This window comes from Kitasatospora sp. NPDC043949, assembly GCF_056435365.1.
Genome location: NZ_JBWKEQ010000007.1, coordinates 21,093 through 37,893 on the forward strand (window position 1 = coordinate 21,093; position 16,801 = coordinate 37,893).

The 16,801-nt window shown below is 71.4% G+C and carries 15 protein-coding genes; 7 read left to right on the forward strand and 8 right to left on the reverse strand.

Translation table 11 applies throughout. From position 1 onward, the window contains the following. The first annotated feature begins 401 nt into the window (after nt 1-401). Entirely contained in the window at nt 402-2,456 is a 2,055-nt protein-coding gene (locus AC07AL_RS08225; RefSeq protein ID WP_363629930.1) for a transglycosylase domain-containing protein, read from the forward strand. Nucleotides 2,457-2,730: 274 nt separating this feature from the next. Here AC07AL_RS08225 and AC07AL_RS08230 read toward each other — a convergent pair whose 3' ends face one another. The 5 genes from AC07AL_RS08230 to AC07AL_RS08250 all read right to left on the reverse strand — a co-directional run bounded on the left by AC07AL_RS08230 (nt 2,731) and on the right by AC07AL_RS08250 (nt 7,892). Next, nucleotides 2,731-3,630 carry an LLM class F420-dependent oxidoreductase gene (locus AC07AL_RS08230; protein WP_363629932.1) on the reverse strand — a complete coding sequence of 300 codons (900 nt, stop codon included), beginning with the start codon at nt 3,628-3,630 and terminating at the stop codon, nt 2,731-2,733. 177 nt (nt 3,631-3,807) lie between these two features. Next, nucleotides 3,808-4,623: an ABC transporter permease gene (locus AC07AL_RS08235; protein ID WP_363583321.1), complete on the reverse strand. Its 816-nt coding sequence runs from the start codon at nt 4,621-4,623 to the stop codon at nt 3,808-3,810. Between the two features lie 13 nt (nt 4,624-4,636). After that, nucleotides 4,637-5,491 carry an ABC transporter permease gene (locus AC07AL_RS08240; RefSeq protein ID WP_363630080.1) on the reverse strand — a complete coding sequence of 285 codons (855 nt, stop codon included), beginning with the start codon at nt 5,489-5,491 and terminating at the stop codon, nt 4,637-4,639. A 62-nt stretch (nt 5,492-5,553) separates the two neighbouring features. Next, nucleotides 5,554-6,819, reverse strand: coding sequence for an ABC transporter substrate-binding protein (locus tag AC07AL_RS08245; protein ID WP_400808451.1), 1,266 nt, complete (start codon nt 6,817-6,819; stop codon nt 5,554-5,556). 62 nt (nt 6,820-6,881) lie between these two features. Beyond that, the gene (locus AC07AL_RS08250) at nt 6,882-7,892 is read right to left on the reverse strand and encodes an ABC transporter ATP-binding protein (RefSeq protein ID WP_400808448.1); all 1,011 of its coding nucleotides are present in this window, start codon (nt 7,890-7,892) and stop codon (nt 6,882-6,884) included. Nucleotides 7,893-8,308: 416 nt separating this feature from the next. Between AC07AL_RS08250 and AC07AL_RS08255 the strand changes: the two genes are divergently transcribed. Continuing rightward, a complete protein-coding gene (locus tag AC07AL_RS08255; protein ID WP_478317207.1) occupies nt 8,309-8,971 on the forward strand; it encodes a GDSL-type esterase/lipase family protein in 663 nt (220 codons plus the stop codon). A gap of 129 nt (nt 8,972-9,100) precedes the next feature. On the opposite strand, the gene AC07AL_RS08260 is transcribed toward AC07AL_RS08255, so the two are convergent. The 3 genes from AC07AL_RS08260 to AC07AL_RS08270 all read right to left on the reverse strand — a co-directional run bounded on the left by AC07AL_RS08260 (nt 9,101) and on the right by AC07AL_RS08270 (nt 12,043). Beyond that, on the reverse strand, nt 9,101-9,430 hold the full coding sequence (locus AC07AL_RS08260; RefSeq protein WP_363629942.1) for a deoxyxylulose-5-phosphate synthase: 330 nt from the start codon (nt 9,428-9,430) through the stop codon (nt 9,101-9,103). 143 nt (nt 9,431-9,573) lie between these two features. Continuing rightward, complete coding sequence (locus AC07AL_RS08265; protein WP_400808441.1) at nt 9,574-11,013, reverse strand: carboxylesterase/lipase family protein; 1,440 nt, start codon at nt 11,011-11,013, stop codon at nt 9,574-9,576. A gap of 112 nt (nt 11,014-11,125) precedes the next feature. Then, nucleotides 11,126-12,043, reverse strand: coding sequence for an MBL fold metallo-hydrolase (locus AC07AL_RS08270; protein WP_363619891.1), 918 nt, complete (start codon nt 12,041-12,043; stop codon nt 11,126-11,128). A gap of 198 nt (nt 12,044-12,241) precedes the next feature. On the opposite strand from AC07AL_RS08270, the gene AC07AL_RS08275 reads away from it, so the two are divergent. The 5 genes from AC07AL_RS08275 (at nt 12,242) to AC07AL_RS08295 (ending at nt 16,397) form a co-directional block, all read left to right on the forward strand. After that, complete coding sequence (locus AC07AL_RS08275) at nt 12,242-13,150, forward strand: helix-turn-helix domain-containing protein (protein WP_363629946.1); 909 nt, start codon at nt 12,242-12,244, stop codon at nt 13,148-13,150. 414 nt (nt 13,151-13,564) lie between these two features. Further along, on the forward strand, nt 13,565-14,197 hold the full coding sequence (locus tag AC07AL_RS08280; RefSeq protein ID WP_363583333.1) for an HAD family hydrolase: 633 nt from the start codon (nt 13,565-13,567) through the stop codon (nt 14,195-14,197). A gap of 98 nt (nt 14,198-14,295) precedes the next feature. Further along, nucleotides 14,296-15,480: a helix-turn-helix domain-containing protein gene (locus tag AC07AL_RS08285; RefSeq protein ID WP_363583335.1), complete on the forward strand. Its 1,185-nt coding sequence runs from the start codon at nt 14,296-14,298 to the stop codon at nt 15,478-15,480. Between the two features lie 255 nt (nt 15,481-15,735). Next, nucleotides 15,736-16,212: a hypothetical protein gene (locus AC07AL_RS08290; protein WP_363583337.1), complete on the forward strand. Its 477-nt coding sequence runs from the start codon at nt 15,736-15,738 to the stop codon at nt 16,210-16,212. Beyond that, nucleotides 16,209-16,397 carry a hypothetical protein gene (locus AC07AL_RS08295; protein ID WP_363583339.1) on the forward strand — a complete coding sequence of 63 codons (189 nt, stop codon included), beginning with the start codon at nt 16,209-16,211 and terminating at the stop codon, nt 16,395-16,397. The genes AC07AL_RS08290 and AC07AL_RS08295 overlap by 4 nt, the downstream gene beginning before the upstream one ends. Nucleotides 16,398-16,801: the final 404 nt, after the last annotated feature.

Genomic DNA, 16,801 nt, shown 5'->3' on the forward strand with positions numbered 1-16,801 from the left:
ATCAGCAGGCGCACACAAAGTTCATGGGAACCACTACTGCAACTAAAACGACTCTAGCAGGCTCCGGCCCGCCATGGGCGAATATTTCACCCCGGGTTTCGCGGGAGCCTCCCCCCGGGGGCCGCCGGCTTCGGAAAGACCGCCCTTGCGCTCTCGGGCGCATACGGCAGGAAGTGTCAATTCTGCCGTCTGAATGACGGGCTACGGGGAGTTCGCTCAAGCCGCACGGGGTGTTCCGAGACTTCGCACCTCCGGGTCCAGGTGATCAAGGCGCGGCCGGGTCTGCCGGCGGCGCCGGGAGCACGGGGGCGGTGGCGCGGCAGGTTGTCACGCGGCTGTGACACGGCGGGGCCCACGTCCCAAGGAGTTCCTCATGACGCGCCCGTAGGGTCGCGCACGACATGGCGGAGAAGCGGGAGGCGATGGAGATGCGGAAACTGGGGCACGGAACGCGGCTGATCGGGGTGAGCGTGATCGCCGGGATCGTGGCGGCGGGCATAGCCCTGCCCGCGGTGGCGGCCGTCGGGCTCGGCGCCCAGTCGGCGGCCGACGACTTCCAGAGCCTGCCCGACGACTTCAAGACCCCGGCGCTCTCACAGGCCTCGACGATCCTCGACGCGCAGGGCGGCACGATCGCCACCGTGTACGACCGCGACCGCACCGTCGTCCCGGCGGACCAGATGTCCCCGCTGGTGAAGACCGCACTCGTCGACATCGAGGACAACCGCTTCTACGAGCACGGCGCGATCGACCTCAAGGGCGTGCTGCGCGCCCTGGACAAGAACGCCACCTCCGGCGGCACCGCGCAGGGCGCGTCCACCCTGACCCAGCAGTACGTGAAGAACGTCTTCGTCGACGAGGCGGGCGACGACCCGCAGAAGGTGGCCGAGGCACAGCGCCAGACGATCGGCCGCAAGATCCAGGAACTGAAGTACGCGATCAAGGTCGAGGAGACCCTGAGCAAGGACCAGATCCTCACCAACTACCTGAACATCACCTTCTTCGGGGAGAAGGCCTACGGCATCGAGTCGGCAGCGCGGCGCTACTTCGGCGTGCACGCCAAGGACCTCACCTTGCCGCAGGCCGCGCTGCTCGCCGGCCTGGTGCAGTCGCCCACCGGCTACGACCCGACGGTCAACCCGACCGCGGCGAAGGACCGGCGCGACACCGTGCTGCGCAAGATGGCCGAGTACGGGCACATCACCAAGGAGCAGGCCCAGCAGGCCATCGCGACCCCGCTCGGGCTCAACGTCCAGGCGCCGCAGCAGGGCTGCATCCTGGCCAAGCAGGGCGAGGGCTTCTTCTGCGACTACGTGCGCCAGACGGTGCTCACCGATCCGGCCTTCGGCAAGTCGGCGGCCGAACGGCAGGCGGTGTGGAAGCGCGGCGGCCTCCAGATCCACACCACGCTCGACCCCAAGGCCCAGGCCTCGCTCTACGCCTCCGTCACCGCCCACGTGAACGCCGGCGACCAGGCCGCGACCGCGATGAGCATCGTCGAGCCGGGCACCGGCAAGATCCTCGCGATGGGCCAGAGCCGCCCGTACGGCGTCGACGGCAAGCAGCACCAGACCCAGATCAACTACAACGTCGGCAAGGCCATGGGCGGCGGGCTCGGCTTCCCGACCGGCTCGACGTTCAAACCGATCGTCGCCGCGGCGGCCCTGGAGAACGGCATCTCGCCGAGCCAGAGCTACACCACCGACTACAGCATCCCGTGGCCGGCGATGACGGACTGCTCCGGCGGCCGGTTCCCCTCGGCCGGGCAGGTGCACAACGACAGCCAGAGCCTCACCGGCCAGTTCGACATGAAGACGGCCATGGCACAGTCGGTCAACACCTACTTCGCCAAGCTGGAGGGCGACGCCGGGCTCTGCAACGTCGCCCGGATGACCAACGAGCTCGGCATCACCCAGCAGGCGGGCGGTGAGAAGCTCCAGGTCGTCCCGTCGATGACGCTCGGCAGCAACGACCTGACCCCGCTGGAGATGGCCGGCGTCTACGCGGCCTTCGCCGCCCACGGCACCTACTGCGCGCCGACCGCCATCGCCTCGGTGACCGGCCCCGACGGCAAGCAGCTCGCGGTGCCGCAGGCGAACTGCTCCGCCGTGATGTCGAACACGACCGCCGACACCGTCACCGCCATGCTCAAGGGCGTCGTCGAGGACGGCACCGGCCAGACCGCCGGCCTCAGCAGCCGCGACAGCGCCGGCAAGACCGGGACCACCGACGCGAGCCGCCAGGTCTGGTTCGTCGGCTACACCCCCGAGATGGCCGGGGCCACCGTCGTCAGCGACACCGACAACCCCAAGCCCCTGGACGGCCAGCGCATCGGCGGCACCGTCGTGGGCCAGGCCTTCGGCGGCACCCTGGCCGGCCCGATCTGGCGCGACGCCATGAACGGCGCCCTCGCCGACACCCCGGCCGGCACCTTCACCCCGGTGCAGCTGCCGTAGCGTGCTCGTTCTGAGCGGGGCCGCGCCGCCGGAATCCGGCGCGGCCCCGGCACCCGGCGGCGACCCCCACGGCCGCCTCCCGGCGGGTGGCCGCGCGCCCGCGTGGCGGCGTCGCCCGCCCGCAGGGGCCGAACGGGTCGTAGCGGCACCGGTCCAGCTTCCGGATGCCGTTCTGTCGCCCGTGCCCCGTCGATGGCGCCGGAATCCGTGAGCTCAGGCCGGGGCTCGCCGGAATCCGTGAGCTCAGGCCCGGGGCTCGCCGGAATCCGTGAGCTCAGGCCCGGAGCGGCAGCCTCTGGGCGATCCGGGCCAGGTGGTCGAGGTGCTCGCCGCCGTGGTACCCGGCGTGCATGGGGTCGACGACCAGGTGTGTGGCGCCCGCCTCCGCCCACCTCCGGGCCCGCTCCTCGATCCCTTCGAGGCCGTACCGGAGTTCGACCGCGCCCTCCACTCCGATGTCGTCGGCCCGGCGACCGGCTCGCTCGGCGGCGGTGGCGATCGCCTCGATCTTCTGGGGGACGTCCGGCTTGAACTCGCCTCCGTGGTACCAGCCGTCGGCCATCCGTCCGATGCGGTCCAACACGATGTCGCTCCACCCGCCCATCCAGATCGGGATCGGTTGCTGGAGCGGCCGCGGTTCGAGGCCCACACCGACGACGCGGTCGAAGTCGCCTTCGAAGTCGACGATCTGACGGGTCCACAGGGCCCGGAGAAGCGACACCTGTTCCTCGATCCGCCGTCCGCGCGTCCGGAAGTCGGCGCCCATCGCCTCGTACTCGACCGGGTTCCAGCCCACGCCGATCCCGAGCCGCAGCCGGCCGCCGCTGAGGATGTCGGCCTGTGCGGCCTGCTTGGCGACGAGCGCCGTCTGCCGCTGTGGGCAGACCAGGACGCCGGTGGAGAAGCCGAGGTCCGGGCAGAGGGCCGAGAGATGGGCGATGGTGGTGAGCGGCTCGTGGAACGCGGTGTTGATCGAGTAGGCCGCCGCCGTCCGTTGCGCGCCGCCCGGGAACCGGGCGCCGTAGTCGGGCCGCGAGTCCGGGTCCACCCCCACCACGTGGTCGTTCACCACGAGGTAGGAGAAGCCGGTCCCGGCCGCTTGCAGGGCCCAATCGCGGATGACCGCACGATCCGAACCGATCTCCTGCGAGGGGAACCTGATGCCAGTCAGCATGGTCACTCCTGAGCGCTTCGTCTCGAAGACGTGCACGCTGCCGCGGAAGCGCGAACAGCGCCGTGACACGGTGAACAGGGCCGGTGGCCGTCGGGGGAGGGCCTCCGACACCCGCAGGCAGCCTGCGTAATCCAGGATACGACGATGTCAACGGCGCCTCTCCTCGGCGGTGCCGACTCAGAGGCCGCGCCCCTCCAGCGGCTCGCCGGACAGGCGCTGCGCCAGGTAGACCGGCACGACCGCCAGGACGATCAGCACCGAGGCCACGACGTCCACCACCGGGCCCTGGTTGGGCCGGGCCAGATTCTCGAAGATCCACAGCGGCAGCGTCCGGGTGCCGGGGCCCGCGGTGAAGGTGGTCACCACGATCTCGTCGAAGGAGAGCGCGAAGGCCAGCAGCGCCCCGGCGAGCAGCGCGCTGCGCACGGCCGGCAGCGTGACGTACCAGAAGGTCTGGAAGGTGTCCGCCCCGAGGTCCGCCGACGCCTCCTCGACCGACGGCGCGATGCGCCGCAGCCGCGCCGACACGTTGTTGAACACCACCACGATGCAGAAGGTGGCGTGCCCGACGACCACGGTGAACAGGCCGAAGCCCACCCCGAGCGGGGTCAGCACGGTGCGGAACGCGGCGTTGAGCGCGATGCCGGTGACGATGCCGGGCAGGGCGATCGGCAGGATCAGCAGGAAGGAGACCGACTGCCGGCCGAAGAACCGGTACCGGGTCGCGGCGAAGGCCGCCATGGTGCCCAGGACCAGCGCCACCGCGGTCGCGCCGAGCCCGGCCTTCAGCGACGTGGCCAGCGCCTCGCGCAGCCCGGTCTCCTGCCAGGCGGCCGTCCACCAGCGGGTGCTGAAGCCGGACGGCGGCCAGGCGAAGGAGCGCGAGGCGTTGAAGGAGTTCACCAGGACCAGCAGCAGCGGGGCGTAGATGACGGCGAACCCCAGGGCCGTCGCCGTCCGGAGCAGGATCCGGGCACCGCGGGAGAGTTGCATCAGGGCCTCGGCCTCACAGACTGTCCAGCGCGCCGGTGCGGCGCACGGCGAGCAGGTAGCCCACGATCAGCAGCACCGGGACGCAGGACACCGCGGCCGCCAGGGGCAGGTTCAGCGTCACGTTGGACGCGATGACGTTGCCGAGCATGGACGTGGTGCCGCCGACGATCTGCACCGTCAGGTAGTCGCCCAGGCTCAGCGAGAAGGTGAAGACCGACCCGGCGATGAGCGCCGGCCTGGCCAGCGGCAGTACCACCGTGCGCAGGGTCCGCCAGGGGCCGGCGCCGAGGTCCGCCGCCGCGGCGAGCAGGCTGTCGGGCAGCTGCCCGAACGCGGTGCACAGCGGCAGCACCATGTAGGGCAGCCACAGGTACGCGAGCACCATGACCACCGCCGGAACGCCGAAACCGGGGGAGTGCCCGCCGAAGGGGGCGGCGACCCAGTCCAGGGCACCGCCGTGGCTGAGCATCACCCACCAGGCGTAGGCCTTGACCAGGTAGCCGGCCCACAGCGGCGTCAGCACCGCCACCAGCAGCAGGCGCCGGCTCCCTGGCCGGGCCACCCGGGCGATGAAGAAGGCCATCGGGAGGGCGGCCACCGCGTCGATCACCGTCACCGACACCGCGATGCCCAGCGTGCGCACGGCGACCGTCCGGTACTGCGGATCGGTCAGCAGCGACCGGAAGTTGTCGACGGTCCAGCGCTGTTCGACGGCGGAGGTGAACGCGTTGGTGCTCCAGAACGCGGACAGCAGGAGGACCGCCAGCGAGCCGAGGTACGCCAGCACCAGCCAGGTCATCGGCGCCGCCAGCAGCGCCGCGAGCCGCAGACCGGGGCGCCGGTCCAGCAGCCCGGCCAACCGGCGCATCGGGGTGCGCGTCGGAGTGCGCGCGTCGGTGTGCGCCGGGGTGCGTGCCGCGGCGGGGGCGCTCACGAGCTCTTGATCCCGTTCCAGGCGGTGACCCACTGGGCGTACGCGGTGCAGTCGTCGCGGCCGCTGCCGTCGGCGCACTGCGCGGTGGGCGTCGTCCAGTAGTAGACGTCCTTCCACCAGTTCTCGTCGGTGGCGTGGTAGTCGGCGCAGAAGCCCGGGTTGTCGGTGATCTGCGCGCAGGCCTTCGAGTTGGCCGGGGCCTCGCCGAAGTACTCGGCGACCTGCGCGTTGGCCGACGGCGAGACGATGTAGTCCATCCACGCGTAGGCGCAGTTGGGGTGCTGGGCGTGCGACGAGACCATCCAGGTGTCGGACCAGCCGGTGGAACCCTCGACGGGCAGGATCGCCTGCGTCCTCACCCTGCCCTCGGCGGCGACCGCCCGCTGGATCACCTCCCAGGTGGTGCCGATCAGGGCGTCGCCGGAGTCGAACGCCGCCTGCTCCTTGGTGTAGTCGCTCCAGTAGGAACCGACCTGCTTCTTCTGGACCTTGAGCAGCGCCACCGCGGCGTCCAGTTGGGAGGAGGTGAGGGCGTAGGGGTTCCTGATGCCGAGCTCGGGCTTGGTCCTCATCAGGTACAGCGCGGCATCGGCGATGTAGATCGGGCTGTCGTACGCGGTGAGGTGCCCGGCGTAGGGCGAGTCCGGGGTGAAGACCGCACCCCAGGAGGTCGGCGCGGGGGTGACCTTGTCGGTGTTGTACATCAGCAGGTTGGCGCCGCGCCCGTGCGGGATTCCGTACGGCACGTCCTTGACCGAGTTCCACGGGCGGTTCTTCAACCCGGGATAGACATCGGCGTAGTTGGGGACGAGCGCGGTATTGACCGGCGCGACGTCGCCACCCGCGATCAGGCGCAGCGTCGCGTCGCCGGAAGCCGAGACGGTGTCGTACTGGCCGGTCTTCATCAGCGCGACCATCTCGTCCGAGGTGCCCGCCACCTTCAGGTTCACCTTGCAGCCGGTCTGCCGGGTGAACGGGGTGACCCAGTCGACGGCCTTGTTGTCCTGCCCGTACTCGACGTAGCCGGCCCAGGCGACGATGTTGACGGTGCCCTCGCCCGGGCCGAGGGACTTCTGCGCGGGGATGTCCGGTGCGGTGAACCCGCTGCCCGTGCCGCCGCCGCCGGAGTTCGACGCGCACGCCACGGGAAGCAGCAGGGCGGCCGCGGCCGCCAGGGCGCTCAGGGGGCGGCGGCGGACGGGGCGGCGGCGGACGGGGCGGCGAAGCAGGGTCCGGCGGCGTAGGGGGCGTGTGGTGCTCATGAACTCGATCGCTTTCGTCAAGGGTTGTTCGTCAAGGGTTGAGGGTCAGGAGTTGACGCGGGTCAAGGGTTGATACGGACGGTGTGCTGTCGCCGCCAGGCCAGGAGGACGCTCGCCCCCCGGCGGCGGGAGACATCGGCACCGGAGGCGTCGGTACCGGAGGCGTCGAGACCGGAGCCGTCGAGGTTCTGCCGGACGGCCACCAGCCGCCCGCCCGCCGCCAGGTCGACCAGGAAGCGGGTCTGCGCGCCGGCGTAGACGACCTCGCCGATCGTCCCGGTGACGCCGTACTCGTCGGGCCCCGTCAGGTCGTCCGGACGGGCGATGCGGATCTTCTCGGGGCGCACCGAGTACGTCCCGGGCCGGCCGAAGACCTGCTCGGCGCAGGCGCCCCGGAGCAGGTTCGAGGTGCCGACGAAGCCCGCCACGAACGCGGTGGCCGGTCGCTCGTACACCTCGGCGGGAGTGCCGACCTGCTCGATCCGGCCGGCGTTGAGGACCGCGATCCGGTCGCTCATCGTGAGCGCCTCGTCCTGGTCGTGGGTGACGAGGACGAAGGTGATCCCGGCCTCGCGTTGGATCTGCTGGAGTTCGAGCTGCATCTCCAGCCGGAGCTTCAGGTCGAGGGCGCCGAGCGGCTCGTCGAGCAGCAGTACGGACGGGCGGTTGACCAGCGCCCGGGCCAGCGCGACCCGCTGGCGCTGCCCGCCGGACAGTTCGGCGGGGCGCCGGTCACCGAAGGAGGGCAACTGCACGCTCGCCAGCGCCTCGGCCACCCGTGCGGCCCGCTCCGCCCGCGGCACCCGCTTGACCTTCAGCCCGTACTCGACGTTCTGCCACACCGACAGATGCGGAAAGAGGGCGTAATCCTGGAACACCGTGTTGACGTCGCGGTCGAACGCGGGCAATCCGGTGACGTCGACCCCGCCCACCAGCACCCGGCCGGCGCTCGGCGCCTCGAAGCCCGCGATCATGCGCAGTACCGTGGTCTTGCCCGACCCGGACGGCCCGAGCATCGAGAAGAACTCGCCCGGCCTGATCTCCAGATCGATCCCGTCCACAGCGCTGACCACGCCGAACGCCTTGCTGACCCCGGACAACGCGACCGCACCGGGCGCGGGCGGACGGCCGGCCGAACGGCCCGACGAACGGCCCGACGTACGCTCCGGCGGGCTCGGGAAGGAACCGGCGGACGGACTGGGAACTGGGCTGGACGTCATCCGCACCTCGGTCTCGCGGTCTCTGCTGTCGGATCCGCGACTGCTGAATCCTCTGAACCTTCGACTGAAGCAGAAAAGCCACCGGTCCGGGTGGCGGCGGCCCACCGGCCTCGGGGGCCGTCAGCGCGATGACGGTGGCGTGCCGGTGATTGTCAGCCCGATGACGGCGAGGTCCGACACCTTCGAGAGGTCCGGCCTTGCCCCTCCTCACCCGAATTCACGTTCACATCAGCCGAATTCACGTCCACGTCCACGTCCAAGGAGCGCACATGACGATCACCATCCGACCGGGAAGCACCGTGATGTTCACCGGCGACTCGATCACCGACTGCCAGCGGCTGCAGAGCGAAGACGGCCTCGGCTACGGCTACCCGCTGCGCGTCGCGGGAGAGTGGGGACTTCGGCACCCGGACCGCACCGTGACCTGGCTGAACACCGGGAACGCGGGAGACAAGGTGATGAACCTCGAAGCCCGCTGGCAGACCGACGTGCTCGACGCCCGACCGGACGTGGTGTCGATCCTCGTCGGAGTCAACGACATGGGCTGGCACACGCTGGACCCGGAGGGGCGCGTGATCCCCGCGGAGGAGTTCGAAGCGGGCTACGACCGCCTGCTCGCGCCCCTCGCCGAGGCGGGCGCGCAGCTGATCCTCATCGAGCCGTTCCTCCTGCCGATCCACGGCGTCATCGAGGCCGGCGCCGCCCTCATCGGAGCGGAAGAACGACGGCAATGGCGCACCGACCTGGACCCCAAGATCCAGGCCGTGCGCAAGCTCGCCCGCACCTACGGCGCGCACCTGCTCGCCGCCGACGGCATGTTCGCCGAACTCGCCGCCACGGCCGGCCCGGAGCACTGGTCCGAGGACGGCGTCCACCCGACGCCCGCCGGCCACGCCGCACTCGCGGCAGCCTGGCTGCGCCTGGTCGCCTGACCGCGCCCCGCGACCACCCGCGACAGCGGCGGTCGCGGGGAGATCCAAGGGCCCCAGGCCAGCCTCACCAGAGCCAGGGAGGAACGCCGTTGCTCGCCCAGACCTGAATGCCCGTGCGGGACAGCTTCGTCAGGGAAGCTCGCGGCGCACCAGCACACGGGCAGCAGGCTCCCCGGTGAGCCGGGCGTGTGCCATCCGTTCGCGCACCTCGCCGAGCGTGCGTGGCCGGTAGCCGGGGCCACCGCAGCAGCCCTTGTGGAATCGGACCCCCGCGTGCAGCAGCACGGAGAGCGTCCGCCAACCGGCGGCGTCCCGTCGACGCGGTGCCGCGAAGGCGGACCCGACGTGGATCAGAGCCTCGGTGCAACGCGGGCAGCGCCGTTCGTGCGTCCCGGGGTAGGGCTGCTTGTACGAGGCCCGGCAGGGCAGACAGACGTACGAGGTCCTTGCATGGGCCATGAGGCCAGACTATGCGTCGGCGGCCGTCGAGCCGACCGGATTTCCTCCCGTCCGGCCTCAGGGAAGCCATGTCTCGGGCGGTTCCTGGCGGCTCCCGGCGGTTCCCGGCGGTCCCCGCGGTCCCCGGCTGTCGCTGGCGGCGCTCAGCCGCCGAAGGCCTCCGCCACGGGTCGCCGCAGGTCGTAGGCGGCCCAACCCGGGTCCCCGGTGCCGGCGAACGCGACCCAGGCACCGTGGACCCGGGCTGCGAGCCCCGCCGGGGCGGGGTCGGGGCCGAGCAGCCCGGTGTCCCCGTGCAGCCACGGTTCGTCGGCGACGTCGAACACGAAGGGCAGTTCGACCGTGTGGGCGGCGCCGAGCCGCCCGCCCAGAGCCGTCGAGCGGTACCCGAACGAGTAGCGGTGCGTACGGCCGCCCGAGATCCGGGCGTGGGCCTGTGCCAGACGCGCCGTACCGGCCTCGAACAGGGCCCGCCCGAGCACGGCGGAGCGCAGCTCGCCCGGTGTCGCGCCCGGCCGGGCCGCGCGGTGCGCGGCGAGGGCGGCCTCCGGGTCCGCGTGCACCCAGGCGGCGACGGCTAGCACGTCGGCGTCCGTGGTGGACTCCAGACCGCCCTGCGGGACGACGTAGAGGTGCCCCTCCTCGGTGTTGGTGCCGATGAGCAGATCGACGTCGGCGGCCGGGCCGTCGGCGAGGGCGTCGGCGGGCTGCGCCGGCAGAACCAGGCTGAACGGGCTGAGCCCGGCCAGCGGGTCCGAAGCGGCGTCGGTCCGCAGATCCAGGCCGGCCAGCGCGGGCAGGACCGCCACGAAACGCTCGTCCGGGACCAGGGCGAACGCCTCCACGGTCGGCTCGACGCCCAGCGCGGCCGCCACCGCGGCGGTGACCCGCTGTGCCTGCTCCGGGGTGAACGCGCCGCAGCCGTTGCCGCTCTGGACGATCGCCCGCCGGAACAGACCGGCGGCCGCCGGAGTCGCGAGCAGCGCGCCGACGAGCGTGGCGCCCGCGGACTGGCCGAAGACCGTGACGTTCCCCGGGTCGCCACCGAAGGCCGCCACCGAGCCCCGCACCCACCTGAGCGCGGCGAGCACGTCGAGCAGCCCGCGGTTGGCCGGAGCGCCCGCCAGCTCCAGGAACCCCGGCACGCCGAGACGGTAGTTCACCGTCACCAGGACGACACCGTCGCGGGCGAACGCGCCGCCGCCGTAGAGCGCCGCGCGGTTCGAGCCGGTGACGAACCCGCCGCCGTGCACGAAGACCATGACGGGGCGCCCGCCCCCGTCGGCGGCCGGCGTGTGGACGTCGACGGTCAGGTACTCCTCGCCGGGCACCCAGCCCGGCCCGAAGTAGGGGCTCATGTCGAGCCGGCCGAAGTCCCGGGCCGGCTGGGGGGCGGTCGGCGAGGGCCTGCCGCCGTCACGGACACCCGGCCAGCCCGGGTGCGGTACGGGCGCGGCGAACCGGCCGGCACCGACCGGCGCCGCCGCGTACGGGAGGGCGCGGAAGCGCTCACCGGACTCGTCACGGACGCCGCGCACGGCGCCCGCCGGGGTTTCGACGACCGGATCTGCCTGTCGGGGCACGGGATGACTTCCTCTCTGGAAGGGAGCGAAGGGGACATCGATCGGGGGAGCTTCGGACGGGACGTCGGGACGTCGGGACGTCGGGAGGTCGGGAGGTCGGGAGATCGGGAGATCAGGAGATCCGGGAGAAACCCGCCCACTCCTTGACCGCGAACTTCGACCCGCTGCGCGCGACCTCCATCGCCCCCCGGCCGCCGAAGTGCGCCGGGAGGACGAGCGCGTTGTTCTCGGCGGCGCGGCCGAGCAGCTTGCGCCGGGTCGCGCGGGACTCCGCCGGGTCCTCGCAGAAACAGGAATTGGTCTCCGGCTCCGCGATCTGCAACGCGGTGTGCACCAGATCCCCGACGAACAAGGCCTGGTCGCCGCCGGACTCCAGGGTGAGCACGGACGAGCCGGGAGTGTGCCCGGGAGCGAGATCGAGCCGCAGGTTCCCGTCGATCCGGTACGTCCCCTCCCACAGGTGCGTCAGCCCCGCCGCGTGGACCGGCGCGACGCTGTCCTCGAACACGTTCTGGTTCCCCCGGCCGAACACGCTCCTGTGCCCGTTGGCCGGGTCCCAGAACTCGAAGTCCCGCCGGGGCATCAGATACGTGGCGTTCGGGAAGGTCGGCACCCAGTCCCGGCCGTCGAGACGGGTGTTCCAGCCCACGTGATCGACGTGCAGATGGGTGTTGACCACGACGTCGACGTCCTCGGGCCGCACCCCGGTGGCGGCGAGGTTGTCGAGGTAGCCGGTGTCCAGGCGGCTCCACACCGGCGCGTAAGGGCGGTCCTTGTGGTTGCCCACGCCGGTGTCCACGAGGATCGTGCGCCCCTCGCTGCGCAGCAGCCAGGACTGGATCGCCGTACGGCACTCGTCCGTCTCCGGGTCCCAGAAGTCGGGCGCCAGCCAGTCGCGGTGCTCGTCCCACGAGCCGTCGGGGCTGTCCGGGAAGAACTGGCCCGGCGTCAGCCCGGCCGAGCCGTAGAACTCCTTGACGCGGGTGACGGTGACGTCGCCCAAGGTGATCTGTTCGGGGTCCTGGCCCATGTGCTGATCCATGTCGTGATCGATGTTCTGGTTCATGTCCTGATCCATGAGGTCCGTCCTCGGGTCCGGGATACGCGGCCGAATCGGCGGCCGACTGAGATCGATCCTGGACACCCGGACGGGCACCAGCCACTCCCGGCTTGTCCTACCCCTCGCAGGGTGTGGCAGGGACCGGGCCGCCCGTCGAATACTGGGGCGATGAACGGACCAGGCCCACTCGGCGCCTTCCTCCAAGCCCGGCGGGCGCAGCTGCGGCCCGAGGACGTCGGCCTGCGCGACCTCGGGCCCCGCAGACGGGTGGCCGGGCTCCGGCGCGAAGAACTGGCCCAACTCGCGGGCGTCAGCGTCTCCTACTACACCCGGCTGGAACAGGGCCTGTCCCGCGGGGCCTCCGCCGAGGTGCTCGACGCCATCGCCGGCGCCCTCCTGCTCGACACCCACGAACGCGCCCACCTCGACCGGCTCGCCGACACCGCCCGCCACACGCCCCGGCCACGCCGCCCACGGCCCGAGAAGCTCGCCGACGAAACCCGTGACCTCCTCCGCGCCGTCGACGGCGTCCCCGCGATCGTGCTCGGCCGCCGCACCGACGTCCTGGCCTGGAACACCCTCGGACACGCCCTGCTGGCCGGCCACCTCGACCTCCTCAGCCCGGACGACCCGGCCCGACGGCCGAACATGAGCCGGATGCTCTTCCTCGACCTGCACTGCCGGGAGCTGTACGCGGACTGGGAACGCAAGGCGCGCGCGGTGGTCGGCAACCTGCGCATCGCCGTCGGCAGACATCCGGAGGACGCGCTGCTCGCGGAGTTGATCGGCGAACTGACCATGAAAAGCCCGGAGTTCGTCGCCCTGTGGGCAGACCACCGCGTAGTGCCGTGCGACGCCTCGTCCTACGAGCTGCACCACCCCGTCGTCGGCACGGTCACGGTGACCCAGCAGACCCTGTCCATCGCCCGCTCGCCAGACCAGGCGCTCATCGTGTGCACCACCCCCGCCAACTCCCCCTCCGAGCAGGCACTCACCCTCCTCCGCCACGCGGCCGTCAGTTGGGCACCGCACGCGTGCGGCGCGGGCGCTGCCGAGGAGCCGCGTCGGCAGACGTAGGCAGGGCAGCGCTACGGTAGCCGGGCCCGCTGTAACGGCGCCGCCTCGGCCCCTGCTACGCGGGACGCAGCAGGGCTCGCGGTCTTCCCCAACCGCCAGCACCGACACGGCCAGGCAGACACAGGCCCGCAAGAGCCCGCACAAGGCCAAGGGCACCAAGCGGACCTCGAAGGAGCGCAAGGACCCGAAGGCCTCCTACGACCCGTGGCAGGAACTCGCCAGCGACCGCCCTCATCGGCAGTAAGAGGCACCACTGGGAAGCCGATGACCCCACGCGGACGCCGACCGTGAACAGAGTTGAGCAATTCCCGCCAGCGCGGGGCCGATCCTTCGGTGGTGCAGTACCCGGTGATCGGGCTGGAGCAATCCCCGCGAGCGCGGGGCCGATGACCGGGTCGGGCGTAGGCTCGGTCCATGCCCATCCGCTCTGTGGTGTTCGACATCGGCGAGACCCTGACCAGCGATACCCGGTACTGGGGCGGCTGGGCCCGCTGGCTTCACGTTCCCACGCACACGATGTCGGCCCTGGTCGGGGCCGTACTGGCTCAAGGTCGGGACAATGCCGACGCGATCCGCATCGTACGCCCGGGTGTGGACGTGGCCGCCGAGTGGCGCGCCCGGCAGGCAGTTGGCCAGGGCGACTACCTTGACGAGGCCGACCTCTACCCGGACGTCCGTCCGGCGCTGGCCCGACTCCGGGAAGCGGGGCTGTGGGTCGGGATCGCCGGCAACCAGAACGCCGCGGTGACCGAGCTGCTGTACGACCTCGACCTGCCGGCCGATGCGATCGCCACGTCCGGCGAGTGGGGGGTGTCCAAGCCGAACCCCGGCTTCTTCGCTCGGGTGACGGCGTGGGCGCCTGGTGAACCTCACGAGATCGTGTACATCGGCGACCATCCGACGAACGACGTGACACCTGCCCAGGCTGCCGGCCTCCGAGCCGCGCACCTTCGCCGCGGTCCGATCGGGCTCACGTCGACCGCGCCCACTGCGGACTGGACCGTGAACTCGCTGACCGAACTGGCCGAGGTGCTGGTCGGCCAGTAGCAGGACCGCCCCGGCGGCGTGACCGCCGGGGCGAATCCGCCCGACGCCATACAAGCGCCGGTACCGTTCCGATTGCGACCACGGAACGGAGCCACACTATGCCCGTAACCACCGCCACCGCACTCGGTCAGCGAATCGAAACCGCCCGCCTGGCCAGCGGGTTGACGCGTCGACAGCTGGAGACGTTGTCCGGCGTCTCGTACAGCACGATCCGCAAGGTCGAAGGCGGCGAGCGGTCCCCGGGTGACGGAATCCTGGAGGCACTGGCCCGTGCTCTCGACCGCACTCCGGAGGATCTGCTGGACGGCCCCGGTCGTACCGACAGCCGGGTGCACGACGCCATCCCCACCCTGCAGCGCGCGATCGCCGCGTACGACCTGCCGGAGGACGGCCCGGTCCGGTCGCTGCCGCTACTCGCGGCCGACGTCGAACGGGCAGTCGAGGACCGCGTGCAGTCGCGGTACGCACATCTCGCCGAACAGATGCCGCAGTTGCTCAGCGAGTTGTTCCGCGCAGTGGACCAGGCTCGGGGAACTGACCGCGAACGGGCCGCCCGCCTCCTCGCGCTGGCGATCAGGTCGGCGGACGCGGTGGCCTATAAGTACGGCTACGGCGACCTCTCGGGCCGACTGATCGAGCTGATGAGATGGGCGGCATCGATCGCCGCTGATCCCGCCCTCGAAGCCGCCGCGGCGTACGTACGTATGGAGACGTTCTTCTCTGTCGGCCAGCTCGGCCCTGGCTTGCGGTTGCTTCGGACCGCCGTCGACCGGATGCCAGCCCCGACGACGGAGCCGCTCGCTGCGGCTGCTGCCGCCCTGCACATGCGCGCGGCGGTCGCTGCCGGCCGTATGCGGCGCGCGGACGAAGCGCGTGAGCACCTGCGAGACGCCGAGGCGCTGGCCAGCCGGGTGCGGGAGCGGCTCTACAACGGTACGGCGGTCGGGCCTGACAGCCTGGAGGTCCACCGGCTTTCGGTGGCCGTGGAGCTGGGCAAGCCGCAGGATCTCCAGGACGCGGTGGTGGCGGCGGCCCGCTGGGCACCACCGCGCGAACTGCCAGCTGAGCGCCGGTCGCACTACTACATCGACCTCGGCCGGGCCCAGATGCTCCTCGGGCAACCGCAGCACGCGAAGGAATCACTGCTGGTCGCGAGGCAAATCGCCCCGCAACACGTTCGCGAACACGGTCAGGTGCGGACGGAGTTGGCCACGATGGTTCGGCTGTCGCGCGGCCGGGACGAGCAACTGCTCGCTTTCGCTCGGTGGGCCAGGGCTCTGTAAAAGGGGGTGCCACAGGTTGTGGCACTTCCGGGGGTGCCCGACAGGGACGCTTAGAGGCGTGACAGGGACACCGACGCCACAGGTTGTCGAACCGGGGTCAATAAGCCCCGCTCGACTCCACGGAGAAGCGTGTATCGACTGTGGCTCGCCCGAACCGCCTCTGGTAGCGGCTGGTCACGTCTACACGTCGACTGGCCCGACCACGGCGCCGCTCGGCTGGCCGGTCGCGGCTCACCCGAAGTGCAAGGAGACGGCATGTTGACCGACGAACTCACGGTCTCGGTGGACGGCCACTTGGAGCCGGTCACCGCGCCGGCACTGCAGGCACTGGACATCCTGTGGCTGACGGTACGCGAGCTGCCGATGGACAGCCTCCAGATGTGGGCGATGAAGCGGCTGTTTGGCAGCCGCAGCGCGAGCGAGCTGGAACACAGAATGAACGGCGACGAGATCATCGACGTCACGGTTAGCCTGAACGACGGCAGCCTCGTGATCGCGCGGGTGTCGTGCGGCGACGGGCTGACCTGCCGGCAGCGCGTTGCAGCCCGCTACCGCCCGGAGCGGGTGGAGCGACCGGCGGGCCGCCCTGATCAGTGGGTCGTCCTGGACCTGGTGACCGGCTACCCGGCCACCGATTGGTTGTCCTCCGAGTCCGCCGCCCACGAGTGGATCCGCCGAAAGGTGCAGAACGCGAACTACCAGACCGGTCCGGCCCGACGGACCGCCGAGTGAGCGCCGTCGGCGGTACACCGGTCGCGGCCGAGGACCGGATCGAACGGGGTCTGTGTACCGTCTGCGGGCGCGAGGTGGCCGGCCGCGTCCTGCGGGCCCTCACCCCGTACATGGCCGAGGTCGAGCACTGCCCGCCCCTGGACGCCCCGAAGGTTGCGCTGTGCAGGACCAAGACCCGGCGCTGACCGCCATCGACGACCAGCTCACTGCGGCGAGCGCCGATATCGACCAACTGCTCACTGTGGCAGGCGTACGTAGGGGCCCGGCCGTCGACATCGGGGCGGCCCCAGCCTGGGTGCAGACCTCCATCGCGGCCATGGGCCGTGCCATCGACGACGGCACGCTGCAGGTCTGCCGGCACCTCACCGGCCCACAGCCGTGCGCCCTTCAGGCCGAGGTCCCAACCCGCATGATCTGCCTGACCTGCTTCGCGCAGGCGCGGGCCTACCGCACCTGCGCGTCCTGGGGGGGCCCGGGCGGGGGGGGGGGCCCGGGCGGGGGGGGGGGGGGAGCGCGGGGGGGTTTGGGGGGGCTGTGCTCCCTGGTCTTCTTCCGTTCTTTTGTCCGTTCTACCGGGAGTGGTGGGGAG